The sequence below is a fragment of the Arthrobacter sp. 754 genome (assembly GCF_040548695.1).
Lineage (GTDB): Bacteria > Actinomycetota > Actinomycetes > Actinomycetales > Micrococcaceae > Arthrobacter.
Genome location: NZ_JBEPSC010000001.1, coordinates 1141371 through 1164259 on the forward strand (window position 1 = coordinate 1141371; position 22889 = coordinate 1164259).

The window sequence follows — 22889 nt, forward strand, 5'->3', positions numbered from 1 at the left end:
GTGGACATGCCCGAGGAGATGTACGTCGCTGTGCTCACGCAGCCGGATGCGTTGCCGCAGACCGCTGAAGCCGCCTTCTTCGACGTCGACAACACCCTCATGCGGGGCGCCAGCCTGTTCCACGTGGCCCGGAAGATGCACCAGCGCGGCGCCTTCACCCTGATGCAGGCTGCCGGATTCGCCTGGAAGCAGTTCAAGTTTGTGGCCCGCGGCGAAAACATGGATGACGTTCACGCCGTCCGCGATTCTGCCCTCACCCTTGCCGAGGGCATCACCGTGGAGGACGTCAAGGCGCTGGGCGAAGAGGTCTATGACGAGATGATTGCCTCCAGGATCTGGCCCGGAGCCAAGGCCCTGGCGCAGCAGCACCTCCGCGTGGGCCGGCGCGTCTGGCTGGTTACGGGGACCCCCATCGAGGTTGCCGCCGTCATCTCCACCCGGCTTGGCCTCACCGGTGCGCTGGGCACCGTGGGCGAGATCGCCAACGGCATGTATACCGGCCGGCTGGTGGGCGACATCCTCCATGGCTCGGCCAAGGCCGTAGCCGTCCAGGAGCTCGCCGACGCCGAGGGCCTGGACCTGAAGCGGTGCTGGGCCTACAGCGACTCATACAACGACATCCCGCTGCTGACCCTCGTGGGGCACCCGGTGGCCATCAACCCGGACGCCAGGCTCCGCCGCCACGCCCGTGACAACAACTGGCCGGTCTATGATTTCCGTTCAGGCCGCCGCGCCGCCACCCTGGGGCTCAAGGCGGCCACAGCCTGCGGCGCCGTTTACGGCCTCTGGCGCGGCTTCGCCCGAATCCGCGGACCCCGGGCCTAGTCGGCCTTGCCCGGCCGCGGTGGTTCGCGTAGGAGCGCATCGCCGCCGATCGCGGGACAGAGGTCGCTCAGCGACCGCCGGGCCGCCTATCGGTGGTGTCTAAGCGACGGCGAAGCGCCGTTGCCGGGCAGACAAACAAAAATGCCCGCCGCCTCGGAAGGCAACGGGCATTTCGCGCTGAGAGAGGTATCTCTACTTCTTATTGCGGCGCTGGTGACGGGTCTTGCGAAGCAGCTTGCGGTGCTTCTTCTTGGCCATACGCTTGCGACGCTTCTTAATAACTGAACCCACGAAAGTTCCTCACAAACTAGATGCAGTACCTGTCTGATGGAACTGGTCCGTGAGCAGAGCTACAGACTGAAACAACTGACAGATTCTTACAATGACGTAAAACGTTCCTTAACAGGGTACCGCTTCTTTGCGGCGCCTACTGACCGCGGCCTTCCAGGGCCGAAAACCAGCGACTTGTGTGCGGTGCCTGTTGCCTGATCCGCGTCGGTGCTGATCAGGCGGTTTCGGAGTGGCCGTCCACGACAGCACCCTTAAGGTACTGTTCGACGGCGCTCTCCGGCACGCGGTACGACCGGCCGAAACGCACTGCAGGCATTTCCCCGGAATGGACCAACCGGTAAACGGTCATTTTGGAGACGCGCATGACCTCGGCCACTTCGGCGACGGTCAGGAACTTCGCGTTCGAGAAGTTCTGTTCTGCGGACATTTCCCTATTCCTTTGCTGACGGATGACGTGCATTGACCCCAGCTGTGTTCCATTGCGGTGTGCCGATGCTGAGCCATCCACCAACCATGTGATAGATACTCTAGAGGTTCATGGGGCTGTAGTGAAAGTATTGCGGGCAATCATTCCGCCGACCGTCGCTTCCGCGCGGAGGCTGCCAGCTGGTTGAGGACCGAAACAGACACGTCCCAGTCCATGCACGCGTCGGTGACGCTCTGCCCGTAGACCAGTTCGGACTGTCCGGCCGCATGTTCGGCGACGTCCAGGTTCTGGGCCCCGCCCACCAGGAAGCTCTCCAGCATGACCCCTGCGATGGCGTGTGCCGACTGGCCCCCGTCCTCCAGTTGGGCACCGATCTCCAAGGCCACTTCCGCCTGCCGGTGGTGACTCTTGCCGCTGTTGGCGTGGCTGGCGTCCACGATAAGCCGGGGGTTCAGCGCCTTTGCAGTGAGCTTGGCGGAGGCGCTTTCGACGTCGGCAGCCGAGTAGTTGGGCCCCTTGCGTCCGCCACGGAGGATCACGTGGGTGTCCGGATTTCCGGCCGTGGCCACCAGCGCTGCCCGGCCCTCGCCGTCGATCCCCAGGAAAGCCTGGGCGGCGCCGGCGGCACCGCAGGCGTCGATCGCCACCTGCAGGTCGCCGTCGGTCCCGTTCTTGAAGCCGATGGGCATGGACAGGCCGGAGGCCAGCTGGCGGTGGATCTGGCTTTCGGTGGTGCGGGCTCCGATTGCTCCCCATGAGATCAGGTCTGCCATGTACTGGGGGCTGATGGGCTCGAGGAATTCGGTGGCGGTGGGCAGTCCGAGGGCGGTGACCTGCTGGAGGAACCGGCGTGCGGCCCGGAGCCCGGTTTCCATGTCGTGGCTGCCGTCCAGGCGCGGATCGTTGATCAGGCCCTTCCAGCCCACGGTGGTGCGCGGCTTTTCGAAGTACGCCCGCATCACGATCAGGAGGTCTTCCTTGTGCTTCTCCGCTTGGCTCACCAGCCGGCGGGCGTACTCCAGGCCAGCTTTGGGATCGTGGATGGAGCAGGGCCCCACGATGACCAGCAGCCGGTCGTCCACGCCGTCCATGATGGCGCGGACCTCATCGCGGCCGCGTTCGACGACGTCCGTCACACGGGCGTCCAGCGGCAGCTCGGCGATGAGTTCCTGGGGCGTGGGCAGGGGCGTGAATTCACTGACACGCAGGTTGGACGTGGATTTGGCTGCAGCTGCGCCTGCCTGTGCGTCGGCGGGAGTGGCGGTGATGGCTGGTGCGGTGCTCATGTGGGGTCCTGTTCCGGAGAGGAAGCGGGCCCGAATTCAGAACCCGCCGGGAAATGGCGAAGGGCAGAGAATGATCTCTGCCCTGTTGGCTCTGAAGGTGATTGGATGCGTGTCAGTTAGACGCGGGCCCCTCCAGAGCCAACGAAAAATACGCATACCAACGGTTTGTCATAGCCACACCATAACCACGCCCCGCGTCCCGGGCAAAATCCGGCCAGGTGGCGGCGTCACACAGGCTCAGCCCAGGAGCTTGCGGAGGAACTGCAACTGCTTAATCCAGTGGTGCTCCTGGCCGCCCTCGTGGTTGTTGAACCGGTAGACCTCGATGTCCTTGGCGGCCCCGGTCCCTGACGCGCCGCCGGCTCCTGCCCCGTAGGCGTTAAAGCTGGCGAAAACGGTGGACGGCGGGCAGATATCGTCCATCTGCGCCGCTGAGTACAGGGCGGGTACCGTGGCCCAGCGGGCCAGGTTGACGCCGTCGAAGTAGTTCAGCACGTCCAGGATGGGCTCGTACCGTTCACGGTGCCGGGCCAGGAAGGCCGCGATCTCGGGGTAGGGGCCCCTGGGCGTGATGTCGGTGGCGCGTGGGAAGTCCTGCAGGAAGGGGACGTCGGGCAGCGCGGCGATCACGCCGTCGAGCCTTCCGGCCACCAGCCCGGCTGTGGCCACAACGATGCCGCCGCCCTGGCTGACGCCGGCGAGGACCACGCGTGAGGAGTCCACCTCCGGGTGCGACTGGGCGGCTTCCACCGCGCGGAAGGCGTCCACGTAGACCCGGCGGTAGTAATAGTCCTCGCGGCTGCCCACTCCCCTGGTCATCAGGCCGGCATAGTTCACCTCGCCCGCGGACGGATGCGGGTCAGGGGTGTTGCCGAGCGTCCCGCCGTACCCCTGCCCCCTGGTGTCCATGATGAACTGCGCGTACCCGGCCTGGGCCCATTTGGTGTCCTGGTTGACCAGTCCGCGCCCGCCCGAGTAGCCCACGTAATGAACGACGACGGGGAGCGGGGTTCCGGGGGCACGGTTCGCCGGGAGGTGGAGCCAGCCTTTGATTGGCGCCCCGCCGTAGCCGTTGAACGTGACGTCGAACGTGTCGATGACGGTCAGGTAGTTCTCCACCGGCTCGAAGATGGCTTTCAGCGGGAATGCGCGGGCCTCGTCAATGGTGCTGTCCCAGAAGGCCTGCAGGTCAGCGGGCGGGGTGACGGCCGAGGTGTAATCGCGCAGCTGGTCAAGGGGGAGGTCGAAGAGGGGCATGGGAGGGCGGGGTCCTTTCTAAAGACGAAAAGAGTCTAGAGCCGGGCGAGCTGCGGCGTGAACGTTTGCAGCGCGTGGCTGTTGACCACCAGTTCCCGCATTTCCTTGAGCCCTCCGGTGACGTGCCCGGCGGTGCGGGCCTGGACCAGGATGTTGCCGAGGGCTGTGGCTTCGACTGGTCCTGCCACGACGCGTTTGCCGGTGGCGTCGGCTGTGAGCTGGCAGAGCAGCCGGTTCTGTGAGCCGCCTCCTACTACATGGACCACGTCGACCGGCTGGTCGGCGAGGCGTTCGGCGTCGCGGATGGTGCGGGCGTAGCCGGCGGCGAGGCTGTCCATGATGCAGCGGGTAATTGCCGCGGGGTCATCCGGCAGGATGTCTCCGGTGCGGCGGGCCGCGGAGCGGATCCGCTCCGGCATGTTGTCCGGGGCGATGAAGTAGGGATCGTCGGGGTTGATCTGCGGCCCGCCCGGGGGCAGTGCCGCGGCGGCGGTCAGCAGCGCTGTCAGTTCCGGGGTGAAGCCCTCGGCTGCCCAGGTCCGCTGGCATTCGGTGAGCAGCCAGAGGCCGCCCATGTTGCGGAGGTAGCGGATGGTGCCGTCCACGCCGCGTTCGTTGGTGAAATTCGCTGCCCGGCTGGCCTCGGTCAGGACCGGGTGCTTCAGCTCCAACCCCACCAGGGACCAGGTGCCGGAGGAGATGTAGGCGAAGTTGCTCTCCTGGGCGGGGACGGCGGCGACGGCGGACGCGGTGTCGTGCGAGCCGACGGCCACCACGTTCGTGCCGGCGGGCAGGCCAATGCGGGACGCGATCTCCGGCAGCAGGGTGCCGACGGTTTCGCCGGGTTCGATCAGCGGTGGGAACAGCTTTGTGGGCAGGCCCAGGGCGCTGAGGAATTCCGTGGCCCACTCCCCTGCCACGGCGTCGAACAGGCCGGTGGTGGAGGCGTTGGTGGACTCGGTGCGGCGCTGCCCGGTCAGGAGGAAGGCGATCAGGTCCGGGATCAGAAGCGCCTGCAGCCCGGCCAGGTCCGGCTCGGTGGCCAGCTGATACAGGGTGTTGAACTGCAGGAACTGCAGCCCGGTAGTGCCGTAGAGGCGGGCCGGGTCCAGTCTTTTGTGGACGGGTGCGACGGCGGCGCGGCTGCGGTCATCGCGGTAGCTGTACGGCTGCGCGGTGAGCGCGCCTTTGGCGTTGACCAGGCCGTAGTCCACCGCCCAGGTGTCGATGCCGATGCTGGTGATGGTTTCGTTCTTGGCTGCCGCGACCGTGGCGGCGGCGGCCAGGCCTTTGAGTACCTCAGCGAACAGGGCGTCGAAGTTCCAGCGGAGGCCGCCGTCGAGCTCCACCACACCGTTGGGGAAACGGTGCACCACTTCCAGTTCGACGCCGGAACTGCTCACGCGGCCCAGGATGACCCGGCCCGAGGACGCGCCAATGTCCACGGCGGCGAAAACGCTGCCGGCAAAGACCTGGCCGGAGGGGCCAGCGGCGGACACCGCCCCGGCGGTGGCCGGGACGGTGTTCGCGGTTGCTTCGGTGGTGCTCATCGGAGGAAGGCTGCTGCCACACCGGCGTCCACGGGGATGTGGAGTCCGGTGGTATGGGACAGTTCGGCGCTGGTGAGGACCGCGGCGGCGTTGGCCACGTGCTCGGGCAGGACCTCGCGTTTGAGCAGGGTCCGCTGGGCGTAGTACTTGCCCAGTTCCTGCTCGTCCACGCCATAGACAGCAGCGCGTTTGGCGCCCCAGCCGCCGGCGAAGATCCCGGAGCCGCGGACCACGCCGTCGGGGTTGATGCCGTTGACGCGGATGCCGTGCTCACCGAGTTCTGCTGCGAGCAGGCGGACCTGGTGGGCCTGGTCTGCCTTGGTAGCGGAGTAGGCGATGTTGTTCGGGCCGGCGAAGACAGAGTTCTTGGAGGAGATGTAGATGACGTCCCCGCCCATTTCCTGGGCGATCATGACCTTCGCGGCGGCCTTGGAAACCAGGAACGAGCCCTTGGCCATGACGTTGTGCTGGAGGTCCCAATCCTTCTCGGTGGTTTCCAGCAGCGGCTTGGAGATGGACAGCCCGGCGTTGTTGACCACGAGGTCCAGCCCGCCGAAGGCAAGCACGGCGGCGTCGATAGCGGCGGAGACCTGGGCCTCGTCCGTGACGTCTGCCTGGACACCGATGGCGACGTCCGCGCCGCCGAGTTCCGCGGCGACGGCCTGGGCGTTCTCAAGGTTGAGGTCGGCGATGACCACGCACGCGCCGTCGGACGCCAACCGGGTGGCGATCGCTTTGCCGATGCCCGACGCCGCACCGGTCACCAGGGCGATGCGGGTGGCGTGGGACTTGGGCTTGGGCAGGCGGGCCAGTTTGGCTTCCTCCAGCGCCCAGTACTCGATCCGGAACTTCTCGGATTCCTCGATCGGGGCGTAGGTGGAGATCGCCTCGGCACCGCGCATGACGTTGATGGCGTTGATGTAGAACTCGCCGGCAACGCGGGCGGTCTGCTTGTTCGCACCGTAGGAGAACATGCCCACGCCGGGGATCAGGACGATGGCCGGGTCCGCGCCGCGCAAAGCAGGGCTATCCGGGGTCGCGTGGCGGTCGTAGTAGGCCTGGTAATCCGTCCGGTACTCCGCGTGGAGTTCCTTGAGCCGGGTAATGGAGTCCTCGATGGACGCGTCGGCGGGCAGGTCCAGGATCAGCGGCTTGACCTTGGTGCGCAGGAAGTGGTCCGGGCAGGAGGTGCCCAGCGCGCCCAGGCGCGGGTGCTCGGCGGCTGCCAGGAAGTCCAGGACGACGGCGTCATCGCTGAAGTGCCCCAGCTGCGGTTTGTCGGTGGAGGCCAGGCCGCGGATCACCGGGGCGAGCGCGGCGGCCTTGGCCCGGCGTTCTGCTTCGGGGAGGGCGGCGTAGCCGTCCAGCGCGGGGCCGAAAGGCTCGGCGGTGCCGTTGTCCTCGATGTATTTCTCGGCCTGTTCGATGATCCACAGCGAATTCTGTTCTGCTTCTTCACTGGTGGCGCCCCAGGCGGTGATGCCGTGGCCGCCCAGGATGGTGCCGATTGCCTGCGGGTTGGCTTCCTTGATCGCGGCGATGTCCAGGCCCAGCTGGAAACCGGGCCGGCGCCACGGTACCCAGACGACTTTGCTGCCGAAGATCTTGGTGGTCAGGGCCTCGCCGTCCACCGCGGTGGCAATGGCGATCCCGGAGTCGGGGTGCAGGTGATCCACGTGGGCTGAGTCCACGAGGCCATGCATGGCGGTATCGATCGACGGCGCGGCGCCGCCCTTACCGTGCAGGCAGTAGTCAAAAGCAGCCACCATTTCGTCTTCGCGCTCAACACCCGGGTACACGTTCTTCAACGCGTTCAGCCGGTCCAGGCGCAGGACCGCGAGGTTCCCCGCCTGCAGCGTGCCCAGGTCTCCACCGGAGCCCTTGACCCACAACAGCTGCACGTCCTCGCCCGTCACCGGGTCCTTCTCCGTGCCCTTGGCAGAGGTGTTGCCGCCGGCAAAGTTGGTGTTCCGCTTATCCGCACCCAGGCGGTTGGAACGGGAAATCAGGTCTTCAACAGTCTTGTTAGTGCTCATGCTCTTAGGCGCCCCATCCGGCTTGCTGGCCGCCGACGCGGTCCTCGTTGATCTGTTTCTGGTATCCGCTGGCCTTGAAGGCGGCCATCGGGTCCGCGGGCAGGCCGCGCTCTTCACGCCATGCGGCCAGGATGGGCCGGACGTCGGTGTAGAAGGCATCATTGAAAACGCCATTGGCGGCCAGGACATCCCCAGCGCGCTGGGCCTCCCCCAGGGCAGCGGTGTCCACCAGCATGGCGCGGGCCGTCATTTCCTGGACATTCAAAACCGAGCGGATCTGGCCCGGGATCTTCTCTTCCAGGTTGTGGCACTGGTCCAGCATGAGGGCCACGCCGGATTCCTTGCCGAAGCCGCCGCCGCGGATCACCTCGTACATGATGCGGAACAGCTGGAACGGATCAGCAGCACCCACGATCAGGTCATCGTCCGCGTAGAAGCGGGAGTTGAAGTCGAAGGAACCGAGCTTGCCCAGGCGCAGCAGCTGCATCACGATGAACTCGATGTTGGTCCCCGGCGCGTGGTGGCCGGTGTCCAGGCAGACCATCGCCTTCTCCCCCAAGGCAAGGGTCTGGGCGTAGGACGTACCCCAGTCCGGAACATCGGTGTGATAGAAAGCCGGCTCGAAGAACTTGTACTCCAGCACCAGGCGCTGGTTATCGCCCAGGCCCGAGTAGATCTCCTGCAGGGACTCAGCCAGACGGTCCTGGCGGCCACGCATATCGTCCTGGCCCGGGTAGTTCGTCCCATCCGCCAGCCAGACCTTCAAATCCTGCGAGCCCGTGGCATGCATGATCTCGATGCACTCAAGGTGGTGCGCGACCGCCCGGCGCCGGACAGTCTCGTTCGAAGAAGTCAGCGAGCCGAACTTGTACTCGTCATCCTGGAAAGTATTGGAGTTGATGGTGCCCAGGCCCACGCCCAGGCCCGCCGCGTACTCCTTCAGGGCCGCATAGTCATCCACCTTGTCCCACGGGATGTGCAGGGCCACCGTCGGAGCCAGCCCGGTCAGCTCATGCACCTTCGCGGCGTCCGCGATCTTCTCCTGCACGGTCCGCGGGGTGCCCGGCGTACCGAACACCCTAAAACGCGTGCCTGAATTTCCATAAGCCCACGAAGGGACCTCGATGGCAAGCTCTCCGAGCCTGCCCAGCGCCGTTGCTACGTCGTTCATGATGGGGTTCTCTCCGGTGTCTGTGTTGCTGCGATTCGGGGTGGGGTTCCTGCGGTTCAGTGCGTGGTGCTGCGATTTAGGTGTTGGTGCTGCGGCCCCGCTGCAGGAGCCTGGGTGGGTCAGCCGGCAGATCAGCTGGCCGCGGAGTTCGCCGCTGCGAGCTGATCGTCAAGGTTGAAGACTTCTTCGAGGACCTGGAACCCTTCGTCGGGTGCCTGATCCGGGTTGTCAAAAAGAGTGGCCATCTCGGCCTGCCAGCGTGCATTCACGTCCGCCAAGGCCATCCGGGCACGTACGGCGTCGAAATCGTCGCATTCCACGTACCCGATGAGGAGCCCGTCCCCGCCCAGGAAGAGAGAGTAGTTGTTCCAGCCCGCATCTTTAAGGGCCGCCAGCATCTCCGGCCACACGGCTGCGTGGCGGCGCTTGTACTCCCCTATCAGCGTTGGCTGGACTGATGAACGGAAACAGACCCTCATCTGCGACTCTCCTGAAATTCCAAATCTTTGAATCGTTTCATTGTTACGATTCAAAGTACTCTGGAAGACAAGAAGGTGTCAAGCATTCCACCCCGATGGCCCCAAGGAATTACTGGGCCCCCGGATAAGCACGGAGAATCATGAATCGCTCAGCCAGCATCAAGGACGTCGCCAACCACGCCAGCGTTGCCGTGGGCACGGTTTCCAACGTCCTGAATTATCCGGACAGGGTGTCCCAGCGGACCAAGGAGCGCGTGCTGCGTGCCATTGACGAACTGGGTTTTGTGCGCAACGACGCCGCCCGCCAGCTCCGGGCAGGCCACAGCAGGACCATCGGGCTGATTGTGCTCGACGTCGGCAACCCGTTCTTCACCTCCGTGGTGAGGGCGGCGGAGGATGCCGCGGCACTCCAGGGCAGTGCAGTATTGCTGGGCGACAGCGGCCACAACGCAAGCCGCGAGTCCAACTACATTGACCTTTTCCAGGAGCAGCGTGTGCAGGGCCTCCTGATCTCTCCGGTGGGTGACGTGACCGCGCGGCTGGATGTGCTCCGCGAGCGCGGCATCCCCACCGTTCTGGTGGACCGGCTGGCTGACGAGAACCAGTACAGCTCGGTCTCGGTGGACGACGACGCCGGCGGTTACCTGGCTGCCCGGCACCTGCTGGACACCGGCCGCCGTCGGCTCGCCTATGTTGGCGGCCCCGCCTCGATCCGCCAGGTGGCGGACCGCCTTCAGGGTGCCCGGCGTGCGGTGAAGGAAGAGCCGGACGCCACGTTGGAGGTCCTCGATTCCGACGGGCAGACCGTGCTGGCGGGCCGCAGCGTGGGCAACATGCTGGTGGAGCGCGGGCGCGCGGACCTGCCGGACGGCATCTTCTGCGCCAACGACCTCCTGGCCCTGGGCGTGATGCAGTCCCTGACCATGACGCACACCCTGAGGATTCCCGAGGATATTGCGCTGATCGGCTATGACGACATCGATTTCGCCGTGTCAGCCGTTGTGCCGCTTTCCTCCATCCGGCAACCCACCGAGGCGCTGGGACGCACCGCCATCGAACTGCTGGCGGAGGAACTTGAGTCGAACAACCCGCGGCACCGGGCAGTGATCTTCACCCCGGAACTGGTGGTGCGCCAAAGCACCGCACCCGCGCAAGACGTCTCGGCAGGCTAGGGCTACCGCCCGGACGACGTCGGCAATTTTTCCTCTTGTCAGGTCCTCCAAACAGTGGGAATCTGCTGGGAGGAGAGAGGTCCGTGAGTCCAATGACGCAAAGCACGGAGATCGGCCGCATCGCCGTCGATGAACTGCAGGCATCCTTTCGGGGCGACCTCGTCAGTCCGGCTGATGCCGGTTACGACGAGCATCGCAGAGTGTGGAACGGATCGATTGACCGCCATCCCGCACTCATAGCCCGCTGCACCGGCGTCGCGGATGTGCGCGCGGCCATCCGGTTCGCCCGCCTGCACGGCCTTCGGGCCGCCGTGCGGGGAGGTGGCCACAGCTTCCCGGGGCTGTCAGTCTGCGACGACGGGATGGTCATCGATCTCGCGCCCATGAAGGGCATCCGGGTGGACCCCGTTGCGCGAACGGCCCGAGTCCAGGCCGGTGTCCTGTTGGGCGAACTCGACCGCGAAACGCAGGAGTTCGGGCTCGCTGTCCCGTCAGGGATCGTCACCCACACCGGAGTTGCCGGGCTTACGCTGGGCGGAGGCATCGGGTGGATCATGCGCAAGCACGGACTCACCATCGACCAGTTGATCTCCGTGGACCTTGTGACCGCCGACGGCGAGCTGGTGACGGCCAGCGAGGACCAGAACGCCGACCTTTTCTGGGGTGTGCGGGGCGGCGGCGGGAACTTCGGCATCGTCACCGAGTTCGAGTTCCGGCTGGTCCCGGTGGGTCCGTCCGTTATGGCGGGGCCGGTCTTCTGGCCCATGGAGGACGCTCCGGAGGTGCTGCGGTTCTACCGCGACTGGCTTGCGGATTGCCCTGACGAGCTCATGACCGTGGCCGTGCAGCGCAGGGCACCGGCGCTGCCGATCGTCCCGCCGGAGCTGGTGGGCAGGCGGGTCCTGGCTATCGTCTCCTGCTATGCCGGATCCGTAGAGGACGGCGAAAGGGTCATGCAGCCGATGAAGGACTTCGGGTCCCCGGTCCTCGATTTCTGCCGGCCGAAGCCTTTCCTGGAACACCAGAGAACGTTCGATCCGTCCTTCCCCCACGGCTGGTCCTACTACGTCCGGTCCTGTGACATCGCAACGCTCAGCGACGAGGTGATCGGCATCGTCGCCGAGTACGGCATGCGCATCACGTCGCCGGTCACCAGCGTGGCCCTGTGGCAGATGGGCGGCGCGGTGGGGCGGATCGACAACGCCGCCACTGCTTTCAACGGCCGCAACGCGGGGTTTACGTTCAACATCAACGGCAACAGCAAGACCGCCGAGGGTTTCGATGCTGAACGCCAATGGGCCCGCGATTACTGGTCGGCGCTGGCACCGCACCACACCAGCGTCTACGTAAACTTCCTGATGGAAGAGGGTGAGGAGCGCGTCAGGCAGGCCTATGGAGCCGCAAAGTACGAGAGGCTCAAATCACTCAAGCGCAAGTACGACCCCACCAACTTCTTCAGCCTCAACCAGAACATCAGGCCCGACTGACGGGGTGTTCCGGCTGTCCTGCTAGGCCGCCAAGGGCACCCCGAAGAGTTCCCCGGCACGCCTGACCAGGTGATCCGGAACGTCCTGTTCCCCGCCATGGTCGTCGTTTCCCAGGAACACTGCGGGTCCCCGTGCTGCTCCGGCAAGGTCCAGGCCGCAGTCGTACATCAGCTGGGCGGCGCGGACGTTCGGCGGGAGGTCCTTGATCACGCCCTCGGCGTTCAGGTACACATGCCAGTCGCCGCGCGTGACCGACTCAATACCGCCGTCGACCAGCTCCTGAAGATTCCTCAGGGTGGTCTCGATCGGTCCGACCCGGACGGGTTCATTGGTCCGGGCCGGGATTATCAGTGCTGTGGATATGGTGCTCATTTTTCGTCCTACAGTCTTAACCACATCCTCAGTCCGTGTGTTCCCGCGTCGTTGGGGGACTAGATTTTCTCCACTGTCAGGTTCCGGTAGGCCGCTTTCAGTGGCGCCATCTGCCGGAATCCCAAGCGACCGCCGCCCAGTACGTTCTCCGACTGGTCGGTCCATTCAAAGAGTGTCAGCCCGTTGACCGAGAACGACACGTCCGGGCCGTCCTTCACCACTTCCATCCGGTAGAACTCCAGCGCGTCCTCCGTGGGCGGCAGCGGGTCGGCGCCCTGGGCCACCAGTTCAAAGCCGGCGCTTTTTCGGAGGTTACAGGTGCGGAAGGCCCGCTCCGACTGGTGCTTGTGGCGGAAATAGGACACATGAAGGGCATCGATGTCGCCGGAGTGGTACTGCGGGTAGTAGCCGGTCCGTGGGGCGAGTCCTGCGGAGAACAGGTCATGGCCGCCCTGCCCCGCCGCCGCAAAGAAGAGCATTGCCAGCCCGGGCTCAGCGAGCGGCAGGAACTCCCAGCTGATCCGGATGCCGTCCGGAAACTCAACCGGGCACCAGAACGTCCAGTGCGCGTGGTCCCCGAACTCCCCGTCGTCGACGGACCCGGACAGCTCCAAGGCTCCGTCGTGGCTGCCCAGGCTCAACGGCCCCTCGGGCACCCAGTCCGCCACATCCGCCGCGCCGGCGAGCGGGTTGCTGTACAGGATCCCGCCGTCGGCGTGCCCCGCGCCCAGGTGCCCCGCACCCATGTGAGCCGCGCCCACCTAGCCCCGCACCGCCGTCGGCAGCCCCGGCGTTCTTAACTGCAACGCGGGGTCACTCCCGGCCCAATCTTCGCCCTTTATCGGGCCGGATGTGACTCCGCGTTGCTTGGAGCTGGAGCCGTAGCCGAGCCGGGCCAGCCGGGACGCCACCTGCTCCGCCACGAGGGAGGCTCCGTGCTGGGAGAAGTGGGTGTTGTCCGCCAGCCCGTCAGGCCAGTGAGCGTGCTCGCCCGGGCCGAAATGGCAGAACAGGGACTTCGATTCCTCAACGCCCAGCTCCACGTAGCGCGCGCGGGTCCAGGAATTAAGGTCGACGACGGGCAGCTTCAGCTCGAGCCCGATCTCCCGGACCACGTCGGGGTAGTCGTCCAGGCTGTCTTCAAGGACGCCGTGGGTGTCCGCGCCGTCCAGGAAGTGCCGCCGTTCAACCGAGGTGCAAAGCACCGGCGTGGCGCCAAGGGCACGGACCTCGGCCACCATGGCGCGCAGGTTGGCCGCATAGCCGGTCCTTGCTGCGAGGTGGGCCTTCTTCTGGTCGTTGTGCCCGAACTGGATCAGGACGAGGTCGCCGGCCGCAGCGGTTTCCAGGAGCTGCCCCCACAGCCCCTCCTCGCGGAAGGACTGCGTGCTGGCACCGCCCTTGGCGAAGTTGTGCACGGCCGCCCACGAATAGACATGCTGGGGCAGCTGCGCACCCCAGCCGCTCATGGGGTACTCGTACGTGGGGCAGTCCGCCACGGTGGAATCTCCGGCGAGCAGGATTTTCATGGTCTGCTTTCTGTTGGTGCGGGCACCCGGTCAGCCCTTGACGGAGCCGATCAGCATGCCCTTGGCGAAGTGCTTTTGCAGGAACGGGTAGAAGATCAGGATGGGCAGCGTGGCCACCACGATGACGGCGAACTTGATGCCCTGTTCCGGGGGGATGTAGTTAGGGTCCACGTTTCCGGTGCCGAGCAGGTCGGAGGAGGCGGTGACCTGGCGCAGGTACATCTGCAAGGTCCACTTGGAGTTATCGGACAGGTAGAGCAGGGGGGACATGAAGTCGTTCCAGATCCCGACGGCGTAGAAGAGGGCGAACGTTGCCAGCACCGGTTTGGACAGTGGCAGCAGGATCCGCCAGAGGATCCCTACCTCCGTGGCGCCGTCCATCTTGGCGGACTCCTCCAGCTCGGCGGGAAGCTCCTGGAAAAAGTTCTTGATGATGATCAGGCTGAACGGGTTGATCGCTGCGGGCAGGATCAGCGCCCAGTACGAGTTGAGCAGGCCCAGGTCCTTGACCAGCAGAAACGTGGGAATCATGCCGCCGGAGAACACCATGGCGAAGACCACCAGGGACAGGATGAGCTGCCGGCCGCGGAGGTTCCGTTTGGCCAGCGGGTAGGCCATGGTGACGGTCAGGATCAGCTGCACCACAGTACCCACCACGGTGACGAGCACGGTGGTGATCAGGGCCTTGATGAACGCCTGGGTGGAGAAGATGTATTCGTAGGCGCCCAGGGAAAACTGCTCTGGCCAGACGAAAAACGCGCGCCGGGTGATTTCGGCCTCGGTGGCGAAGGAGCCTGCGAAAACGTAAACGAACGGCAGCAGGGTGACGATGCCGATCAGCGTCAGGAAAACGTAGTTGGCGGCGTCGAAGACGCGCCCGCCGGGAGTGTTGTGAACCTTCATTAGAACAGTCCGCTCTGGTTGAATCGCTTGGCCAGGGCGTTGGTGCCGAAGATCAGCACGATGCCCACCAGGGATTTGAACAGTCCCACCGCGGTCGAGTAGGAGTAGGCGCCCTGGGTGATGCCCACGAAGTACACGTAGGTGTCAAAGACATCGGCCACGGACCGGTTCAGGGCGTTGGTCATGAGGTAGATCTGCTCGAAGCCGGTGTTCAGCATCTGCCCGATCGCCAGGATCAGCATCACGATGATGGTGGAGCGGATCCCGGGGAGGGTGATGTGCCAGACCCGGCGGAACCGACCGGCTCCGTCGATGATCGCTGCCTCGTACTGGTCCTGGTCCACGGTGGCCAGCGCCGCGAGGAAGATGATGGTCCCCCACCCGGTGTTCTTCCAGATTTCCTGGAGCACAATGAGCGGCCGGAACCAGGCCGGGTCGGAGAGGAAGTCGATGTCCGTGCCCAGGACGTTGTTGATGAACAGGAACAGCGGCCCGAAATCGAGGGCGAAGAGCAGGAAGCTCAGTGACGCCACGATGGTCCAGGACAGGAAGTGCGGGATGTAGACCAGGGTCTGGACGGTGCGTTTGAGGATGGAGAGGCGGACCTCGTTCAGCAGCAGCGCCAAAACGATGGTCAGCGGGAACGCGATGCCCAGGTTCAGGAACGCCAGGATCAGTGTGTTCCCCAGCAGCCGGGCGAAGTCCGGGTTGGAGAAGAAGTCCTGGAAGTGCTGGAATCCCACCCACGGGCTGGCGTTGACGCCCAGGAACGGGACGTAATCCTTGAACGCGATGGACACCCCGTACATCGGGGCGTAGCGGAACACCGCGAAATACAGCACACCGGGCAACAGGAGAAGGTACAGCCACTTGTAGTGCGCGAAATGGACCGAGAACTTACCGCACGGGACCTTCGGGGCCTTGGGGGGTTTCCTGCCCCGTTTGCTGGCCTTGGCGGGTTCCGCCCCGGCACCGTCGCCGGCGCCGATGTTCGAGGCCAGTGCGTCTGTCAGTTGCGACATGCAGGCCTCCTTTCTGGTGGTGATGGTGCGCTGCCGGCCGGCCCGTGCACGGGGACGGGCCGGCCGGCAGCGCCGGGCGGATGCTACTTGTTGTCCTGCCAGAGCTTGTTGATCTCTTCCTTGACCTTGTCGCCGCCGCTGGTGTTCCACAGCTTGATGGCGTCCTTCAGGCCCTGCTCATCGATCTGGCCGGCAAGGTACTTGATCCGCGCATCGGCGACGATGTTGTCCAGCTGGGCGCCCTTGGACACGTAGGTGGCCGAGACATAGGGTGCAGCCGGGTTGTAGACAGCGCTCTTCAGATCCGCAGCCATCACTTCAGTCCGCTTGTCGAAGACCTTCTGTTCGTATTCGGAGGGCTGCTTGACCGGGTAGAAGCTGTTCCCGGCGACATTCATGCCCAGTTGTGCGTAGCTCTTGATATCGGTGGCAACCGCCTTCCCCTCAGGGGTTTCAGGTTTGATCGGGGCAGCGGCACCGTTCTCCAGCGTGAAGTTCACACCCTCGATGCCGTTGTTGAGCAGCACCGCGGCGTCCTTGCCATTGAGGGTGTTCATGAATTCCAGGACCTTCTTCAGTTCAGCTTCGGTACGAACGCTGGACTTGGGAATGGCCAGGAAGCCGGAGTAGCCGTCGGTGGGGTGGGCGTGCAGTTCGCCGTCGGGGCCCTCAAGGTTCCCGACAAAACCCACTTTCTTCTCAAAGTCATTCGGGTTGGCCTGCTTGAACAGGTTGATCAGCACGCTGACCCTGGAGTCGACGTCGACAATGATGCCGCCCTTGCCGTTGAAGAACGGCTCGTTCCACTTGGTGCCGTCGAAAGTGGCGAAGTCCGGGTTGATGAGCTTCTCATCCACCATTTTCTTGACGAAGCGGTTGGCTTCGAGGAATTCCTCGGTCTCGAAGCTGGGGACCAGCTTTCCGTCCTTCTCGGTCCAGCGGTTGCCGGCGCCGTACCATTCCTCGATCAGGTCATAGGGGCTGTTGGATCCCAGGGCACCCCATTTGGGGATGGTGATGCCCCAGGTATCGTCCTGACCGTTGCCGTCCGGGTCCTGTTCCGTGAAGGCCTTCGCAACCTTGTACAGGTCCTCGGTGGTTTTGGGGGCTTCCAGGCCCAGCTTGTCCATCCAGTCCTGGCGGAACATGACAGCTGCGCGCATGGGAGCCCGGCCACGGTATACGCCGAAGACCTTGCCGTTAATGCTCGCGTTTTTCTGGATGTCCGGGAAGGTGGTCTTCAGGTTGGGGTAGTCCGCCAGTTTGTCCGTCAGGTCCCAGAAAGCGCCGGCTTCGGCATTCTTGACGAAGCCCGGTGACTTGCTCTGGACCACCATGACCTGGGGGATGTCGGAGGAGGCCAGCGTGATGTTCATTTTGTCTTCGTAGGAGGCGTTGGGCGTCCAGTTGATGTTGACTTCCTTGCCGGTGATTTCCGCCAGCTTCTTCTGGACGGCGCCGTCCGCGGCCGGTGGCTGGGCCTCCAGGAAGGGGGCCATGATGCTGACCTTGGTCAGGTCCGCGGCGGGTGCCTCGCCCCCGCCGCCGCAGGCGGTCAGGGTCAGGGCCGTGGCGGTCACGACGGCGGCGGCCAGGCTGAATTTTCTGTTAATCATGGTGTTCCTTGTCCACTTCTTCGGGGTTGAGTCGGTCGGTTCAGTTGGTGAAGTTCAGTTGGTGAAGTTCAGGCGGTACGGGTCAGGTTTTGGGGGCGGTTGGCCCAGCGGAGACTGCCCGGCGGCCCGATCAGCTCCAGGCAGAGCGTGGCGTTGAGGGCCCACTGGGAGGCCCAGTTGGTGGAAATGGCGGGATGCTCGACGACGGGCTGCCAGGTCTGCGCCTGCTGCAGCCGTTCGGTGAAGGGGGCTGACAGTCCGCCGCCGGCATCTTCGAGCAGGATTTCCCATGCCTTGGAAGCAAGTTCCTCGTCGCGGTAGTACCAGGCGCCGTAGGCCATCATTCCGGTGGCCATGGAGGGCCAGCTGAAGTGGGAGTCGTCCAGGGCACCGCCGGTCCGGCGCTGCTTTTCCTCTTCCGGGAGCGCGTAGAACCTGCCGAAATCGGCGAGCATTCGGCGGAAGCCTTCATGGTCCAGTGCCTCGGCAACCTCCATCCAGACCTGTGGGGCACCGAAGGCGATGATCATGTGGAAGCCACCCGCAGTGCCGGTGAACATGTGGTGCAGGTCCGGCCCGGAGGCGTCGAATTCCAGGGTGGGTCCGGACAGCAGCCCGTGCGGCATGGCCTCGAGCTGGCCGATACCCTTGGTGATCCGGTCTTTCCACTGGGTGTCGCCGGTCCGTTCCCATTCGCTGAACCAGTTGGAGACCAGTGCTGACCAGTCCGGGCCGATCCGGATGTGGGTCCGCTCGGGAGTCCGTTCATAGAACTCGCGCATGGGGTCCAGCCGGTCCAGCGCATGCTCGGCGTCGCGCACCTCGGACAGGAGTTCCCCGATGCGTTCGTCGCCGGTCAGGAAGTAGTAATAACGGTGCAGGCCGGCCATGCTGATCCGGACTTCCTTGCAGCCGCAGCCCCAGTGGACCACGTTGTGGCGGGAGCCCAGCTGCGAGTATTCGCCGAAGTGGTGCCGGTCCACCTCCGCGCTGTGCCACGTCATCGCCTCAGCCAGGCGGAAGGCCCGGGCGTCACCGGTGCGCAGGAACGATTGCCACAGCCACATGTTGGGCGCAAGTTCGTTGTTGGCCCAGGCGAAGCCGCCCAGGTCATAACGCCACTGGTGGCGGTACTGGTCATAGCTGTGCATAAAGTCGCCGAAGTTCCAGTAGCCGTACCAGCCGCGCTGCTCAACTTCCTGCGTGTAGAAATCGATCAGGCCATCGAGGCGCCGTTCCACCGGCTCCCCGGAGGGGAGCGCTTCCGGCAGCCCCCACGTGGTTCCGGCGGCGCGGGAGGAGTAGTAGAGCTCCGGGGAGCAGACTGGCTGGGCCGGCTGCTGGCGTTCGCAGGCGAGTTCCCACAGCCAGTCGCTGGACGGTGAAGCATCCACGAAGTCAAAAGAAATGTGCGAGGTGTTGGCGACACCTTCCGGAGTGGAGCGCAGCTCGTCAAAACCTTCGTAGGCGCTCGGCACGTAGCATTCGTCCGAGTAGTGGCGCAGGTCCATGGGCTCCACGGATTCGGCCCAGGACCAGGCGGTGAAGGAAGCGGTGTCCCCCGCCATGCCGTCTACTTCCAAGGCGGCAGGAAACTTCTGCCAGAACCCGCGCAGGGTGACCGCCACCCCTCCGGAGGTGTCGCCGGCGTAAAGGAGGCCTTGGCTGCGGTGGCCCTTGCCCATCTTTACGGGGAGCAGTTTGGCCGTGGTCTGCTTCTCCAGCCGGAAGTAGTCCTCGGATTCCTGGGTGATCCGGAAGGCGGACCAGACGGCGTTCTGCCGTCCGACGGCGAACAGCGCCGCCGAGTCCGCCGACTCTGCGACGGCCTGGCCGGCCAACTGGCGTGCGTAATCAGGGTTGTCGCCGCTGAACGGCCGCGTGTAGAGCGACTGCACGGGTTCGGTGTAGACGGCGGTGTCCCCGGCGATGCTGACGCGGCGGTTCAGCAGGTCCCCGCTGAGGCCCCTGTCGAGCCGCAGTCCGATGCCCTTGATGATCCGGTCCTTTGCCGCGTCCTGGAAGAGCAGGGTCTGGGTAACCTGCAGGGTGGGCTGGCCCGCGAAGAAGGCGAGGCGAACGATGAACCGGAGCAGTCCGGTGCCACCTGCAGTCACCGTTCCTTCGATCCGGAGCACAGTCCTGACGGCGCCCGACGTTTCGATGGCCGCGGACTCGATGCTCGTTTCTGCATCCGGTGCACTCACCACCAGGCGAAGCGCATCGCCAAGCTGCCGCCCGTCAGGGGCTACAAAGGCACCGGTGAGGGCCCCTCCAGTATTTCCGGCGGGGCCCGGAACGGTGACGGCGAAAGCGCCGGTGTCCACGCGGATGGCTCCGCCGTCCTGGACCGCAAGCAGCCGCGGTTGCACCACAGCTGGCGCGGTGGCCCGCGCCAGCACAGGCGCCAGCGCGGGCTCCAGGCCACCGGCGTCCGTTCCGGCCGGAAGCACCACGGCGTGGGCAGTCCACTTCACGCTGCCGTCCGGCCAGAAAGCCAGCGGCCTGGCCTCATGGACCAGTGCCGTATCGGCAAGCCGGATGTCCGAGACGCGGTCAGGGGCCAGTTCGCCCTCTGTCCACGGCCGGCCAAAGGACGCGGTGGTGTCCACCCGCGGTGCCTGTTCAAGCCATTTCACAGTGAGTGCTCCTCTTTGATGTCTTCCAGGACCAGGTAGTCGTAGGCGCCCAGGGTGTGGACGCCGGCGGTCAGGGTGATGCCGGGATGGTCCCGGTGGCTGCCGCCGGCCGAATGGACGTCATCCTTGACCAGCAACGTGCGTGCGGGCCGTACCAGGGTGAAAGTGCCCGGTTCACCGCCCATGTTGACCAGCCAGTGCTGAAGCCTGCCGTTGCGCCAGCGCGGGTAGTCCGCCACCGTGCCGCCCGCGGTGCGCACGCCGGGCAGTACCCCCGCACACGCATGCTCGACGACGGCGGCCAGCGCCGCGCCGTCGTCGTCCGGTGCCCCGGTGCCGGGGTGGGCGCCCAGCAGGATCATCCGGCCCGCGCCGATCCGGCGTTCGGTGGCGAATTCAAGGCCTTCGGCGGGACCGGCGGTGACCGTTCCCAGCGCCGTGGCGGCGCGCGGCGATCCGGTTTCCGGCAGGCTGAAGAAGGTGCTCATGCGGGAGAGGACGACGTCGTGTCCCAGGATGCTGCCTCGGGAACCTGAGCCGGTGGCCGGGAACTGGAAAACGGATTCGACGCCGGCGGCGGCCTCCAGACCGCCGAGGGCGGAGTCTGCGTGCCACGTGTGGTGTTCGGTGCGGCCGCCGGTGCCGGGTCCGCAGACCCAGGTCCCGCCGGCATGTACCCAGTCAAGGATCCGTTCCCGGTCCTGTGCCGGCAGGTGGTGGACGAACGGCGTGAACAGGACGCGGACGCCGGCGAGGGAGGCTTCCACCGGCAGCAGGGACCGCTGGATACCTGCCCGGACCAGTCCTGCGTGGAACGCGGAGATCAGGCCGCGGTAGCCGGCGCCGTCACCCGCTTCCGTCGCCAGGAATGCCTTGGCGTGGTCCGAATAGTGGACGGCGACGGCGGGCCGGGCGGGACTGCTGTGGTCAAGCAGCTGCTTGATGGCCGGAAGCAGCGTCCCGATTGCCTCGGCGCTGGAGTAGCCGATGGTGGGCTGGCCCCAGGCGCTGACCACGGAGCCGTGCGCCTGTTCGCTTCCGCCGCGGTGCTGGCGGAAGTGCCAGAACAGAAAACCTGCGGACCCTGAAGCGTAGTTGGCGAAGGCCTCTGCCTCAACGAACCCGTGCGGGTGCGGCACACCGTAGCTCTGCACCGAGCCGCCGTGGCTGGGGCTGGTTTCCATCAGGACCGTCCGGCGGGAATTTCCCAGGCCTGGGAAATAGTCCAGGTTCATGAGGAACGCGGAATGGTTGTCCGCGGACGGGTAGGTGTCGAAGCTGGAAAAGTCCAGGCCCTCGAAGAGCGCCGCGTTGTCCAGGTCGAAGCCAAAGCCGCTGTTGTGCGTCACCGGCAGGTTGCTGTGGGCACGGATGGCGCCGGCCTGTTCACGGGCGAACCGGTTGATGTTCTCCTGGTTGAACAGCCTGAACGCGTTGACCAGCGAGGTGTTGTGGAGGAACGGTGTGGGACCGGGAAGGGGCACCTGGGCAAAGTTTTGATACGTTTCACTCCACACCGACGAATGCCATGCCTCATTGAGCAGACCCACCTCCTGGTAGCGGTCTTCAAGCCACTCGGTCCACAGCCCGCGGCATGTGGCGCAGTAGCAGCCGCCCACGTGGGACTTGAACTCGTTGTCCAGTTGCCAGGCAACCACCCGGGGGTCATTCCCGACGGCGGCCGCGAGCGCCTGAGTGATGCGTGCGGCCCGGTCGCGGAAAACAGGGTTGTTCGTGCAGATGTGCTGCCTCGAGCCGTGACCCAGGGCGGTGCCGTCGGCCGTGTGGTGCAGTCGCTCCGGGTACCCATGGGTCAGCCAGACCGGCGGGGTCACGGTGGGGGTGCAGATGATGGCTTTGATCCCGTGGGTGCCCAGCACGTCGAGAGCCCGGTCCAGTACGCCCAGGCGGATATCGCCGTCGTCAGTTTCAAGGGCGGACCACATGAACTCACCCAGCCTGGCCGCGTTCATGCCGAGCCGGGCCATATGAGCAGCGTCGGCCTCAAAGGTGGCGGCGTCGAGGACCTCGGGATAGACCGCTGCGCCATAGAGGAGGCGGCCGTCAAAAAGCTGGCCCTCAGAAAGCCGGCCGTCAGAAAGCTCACGCAACGGGTGCCCCCTGCTGCGTGGGACGGACGGCGGCAGCACCCTGCACCGGAGCGCCTTGAACCGGAGCCACGTCCGCCACGGATTCATCGTTGGCGGTGAAGAAGCGGTCGCACAGCCAGCCGGTCACATACAGCCAGGCGCCGATGCTGAAGAAGGGGATCAGCCCGGGCAGCGTCTGGCTGGCGTAAACGGCCGCGGCGCTGACGAACAACAGGATGACCGTCCCGGCAAGGTGGCGGACCGCAAAGCGCGACGAGGTCATCAGATACTGGGCCACCGGGAGTTCATAACGGGCATACAGCGGAAACAAGTAGCAGACCATGGCCGCCAGGAAGAGTGCGGCCACAAAGGTGCCGGCAGCCAAAAGCTCGGAGATCAAGCCATCGGCCCGTGACGCGTAGTTCCAGTTCATCACCAGGACAACAGCCACAGCCATGACCGGCAAGGCCAGCGCATTGGCACGGATGAAGTTGGCGAAGTACTCCCGGGTGAAGGATTTCAGGAGCGGCGCGGCCTCGCCGCGGGACCGGCGACGGACCAGGATGTGGGCCGCAGCAGTCGCCGGACCTGCGCCCAGGATGCCAAGTCCCAGCAGGGTGAAGAGCATCCACAGCAGGTTCAAGCAGGCGATCCACAGCAGCGTATCGAAGAATGAGTAGGCACGTGCGCTGAATGTTCCAGCCAGCATGGCAAAGCTCCGTTCGGTTCTCCATCGT

20 protein-coding genes are annotated in these 22889 nt (G+C 65.3%); 3 read left to right on the forward strand and 17 right to left on the reverse strand.

The genetic code is table 11. The features are described 5' to 3' along the window. Window positions 1-6: 6 nt before the first annotated feature. Window positions 7-825, forward strand: coding sequence for an HAD family hydrolase (locus tag ABIA70_RS05430; RefSeq protein WP_354146531.1), 819 nt, complete (start codon window positions 7-9; stop codon window positions 823-825). Between the two features lie 192 nt (window positions 826-1017). Here ABIA70_RS05430 and ABIA70_RS05435 read toward each other — a convergent pair whose 3' ends face one another. The 8 genes from ABIA70_RS05435 to ABIA70_RS05470 form a co-directional block, all read right to left on the reverse strand. Beyond that, window positions 1018-1116 (reverse strand): 30S ribosomal protein bS22, encoded by a 99-nt coding sequence (locus ABIA70_RS05435; protein ID WP_003792170.1) that lies wholly within the window; start codon window positions 1114-1116, stop codon window positions 1018-1020. A 214-nt stretch (window positions 1117-1330) separates the two neighbouring features. Beyond that, a complete protein-coding gene (locus ABIA70_RS05440) occupies window positions 1331-1543 on the reverse strand; it encodes a helix-turn-helix domain-containing protein (protein ID WP_058931377.1) in 213 nt (70 codons plus the stop codon). A gap of 140 nt (window positions 1544-1683) precedes the next feature. After that, window positions 1684-2829 (reverse strand): 3-deoxy-7-phosphoheptulonate synthase, encoded by a 1146-nt coding sequence (locus tag ABIA70_RS05445; protein WP_354146532.1) that lies wholly within the window; start codon window positions 2827-2829, stop codon window positions 1684-1686. Between the two features lie 237 nt (window positions 2830-3066). Then, window positions 3067-4086, reverse strand: coding sequence for an acetylxylan esterase (locus ABIA70_RS05450; RefSeq protein ID WP_354146533.1), 1020 nt, complete (start codon window positions 4084-4086; stop codon window positions 3067-3069). A gap of 35 nt (window positions 4087-4121) precedes the next feature. Further along, window positions 4122-5636: a rhamnulokinase gene (locus tag ABIA70_RS05455; protein WP_354146534.1), complete on the reverse strand. Its 1515-nt coding sequence runs from the start codon at window positions 5634-5636 to the stop codon at window positions 4122-4124. After that, window positions 5633-7672 (reverse strand): bifunctional aldolase/short-chain dehydrogenase, encoded by a 2040-nt coding sequence (locus ABIA70_RS05460; protein WP_354146535.1) that lies wholly within the window; start codon window positions 7670-7672, stop codon window positions 5633-5635. Before ABIA70_RS05460 ends, ABIA70_RS05455 begins: the two co-directional genes overlap by 4 nt. 4 nt (window positions 7673-7676) lie before the next feature. After that, window positions 7677-8843: an L-rhamnose isomerase gene (gene rhaI, locus ABIA70_RS05465; RefSeq protein ID WP_354146536.1), complete on the reverse strand. Its 1167-nt coding sequence runs from the start codon at window positions 8841-8843 to the stop codon at window positions 7677-7679. Window positions 8844-8974: 131 nt separating this feature from the next. Next, complete coding sequence (locus ABIA70_RS05470) at window positions 8975-9322, reverse strand: L-rhamnose mutarotase (RefSeq protein ID WP_354146537.1); 348 nt, start codon at window positions 9320-9322, stop codon at window positions 8975-8977. A 140-nt stretch (window positions 9323-9462) separates the two neighbouring features. On the opposite strand from ABIA70_RS05470, the gene ABIA70_RS05475 reads away from it, so the two are divergent. Both ABIA70_RS05475 and ABIA70_RS05480 read left to right on the forward strand, forming a co-directional pair. After that, complete coding sequence (locus ABIA70_RS05475) at window positions 9463-10494, forward strand: LacI family DNA-binding transcriptional regulator (RefSeq protein ID WP_354146538.1); 1032 nt, start codon at window positions 9463-9465, stop codon at window positions 10492-10494. A gap of 92 nt (window positions 10495-10586) precedes the next feature. Beyond that, window positions 10587-11981 carry an FAD-binding oxidoreductase gene (locus ABIA70_RS05480; protein ID WP_354146600.1) on the forward strand — a complete coding sequence of 465 codons (1395 nt, stop codon included), beginning with the start codon at window positions 10587-10589 and terminating at the stop codon, window positions 11979-11981. 21 nt (window positions 11982-12002) lie between these two features. On the opposite strand, the gene ABIA70_RS05485 is transcribed toward ABIA70_RS05480, so the two are convergent. The 9 genes from ABIA70_RS05485 to ABIA70_RS05525 form a co-directional block, all read right to left on the reverse strand. Continuing rightward, window positions 12003-12353, reverse strand: a complete 351-nt coding sequence (locus ABIA70_RS05485; protein ID WP_354146539.1) for a DUF3846 domain-containing protein — start codon at window positions 12351-12353, stop codon at window positions 12003-12005. Between the two features lie 59 nt (window positions 12354-12412). Continuing rightward, entirely contained in the window at window positions 12413-13099 is a 687-nt protein-coding gene (locus ABIA70_RS05490) for a DUF1961 family protein (protein ID WP_354146540.1), read from the reverse strand. A 15-nt stretch (window positions 13100-13114) separates the two neighbouring features. Continuing rightward, window positions 13115-13882, reverse strand: coding sequence for a rhamnogalacturonan acetylesterase (locus ABIA70_RS05495; RefSeq protein ID WP_354146541.1), 768 nt, complete (start codon window positions 13880-13882; stop codon window positions 13115-13117). A gap of 30 nt (window positions 13883-13912) precedes the next feature. Then, window positions 13913-14785, reverse strand: coding sequence for a carbohydrate ABC transporter permease (locus tag ABIA70_RS05500; protein ID WP_354146542.1), 873 nt, complete (start codon window positions 14783-14785; stop codon window positions 13913-13915). After that, a complete protein-coding gene (locus ABIA70_RS05505) occupies window positions 14785-15807 on the reverse strand; it encodes an ABC transporter permease (protein ID WP_354146543.1) in 1023 nt (340 codons plus the stop codon). The genes ABIA70_RS05500 and ABIA70_RS05505 overlap by 1 nt, the downstream gene beginning before the upstream one ends. An 83-nt stretch (window positions 15808-15890) precedes the next feature. Then, on the reverse strand, window positions 15891-17423 hold the full coding sequence (locus tag ABIA70_RS05510) for an extracellular solute-binding protein (protein WP_354146544.1): 1533 nt from the start codon (window positions 17421-17423) through the stop codon (window positions 15891-15893). 68 nt (window positions 17424-17491) lie between these two features. Further along, window positions 17492-20062, reverse strand: a complete 2571-nt coding sequence (locus ABIA70_RS05515; protein ID WP_354146545.1) for an exo-rhamnogalacturonan lyase family protein — start codon at window positions 20060-20062, stop codon at window positions 17492-17494. Then, the gene (locus ABIA70_RS05520; RefSeq protein ID WP_354146546.1) at window positions 20059-22173 is read right to left on the reverse strand and encodes a beta-galactosidase; all 2115 of its coding nucleotides are present in this window, start codon (window positions 22171-22173) and stop codon (window positions 20059-20061) included. The genes ABIA70_RS05515 and ABIA70_RS05520 overlap by 4 nt, the downstream gene beginning before the upstream one ends. After that, the gene (locus ABIA70_RS05525; RefSeq protein WP_354146547.1) at window positions 22166-22861 is read right to left on the reverse strand and encodes a YesL family protein; all 696 of its coding nucleotides are present in this window, start codon (window positions 22859-22861) and stop codon (window positions 22166-22168) included. The genes ABIA70_RS05520 and ABIA70_RS05525 overlap by 8 nt, the downstream gene beginning before the upstream one ends. Between the last annotated feature and the right edge of the window lie 28 nt (window positions 22862-22889).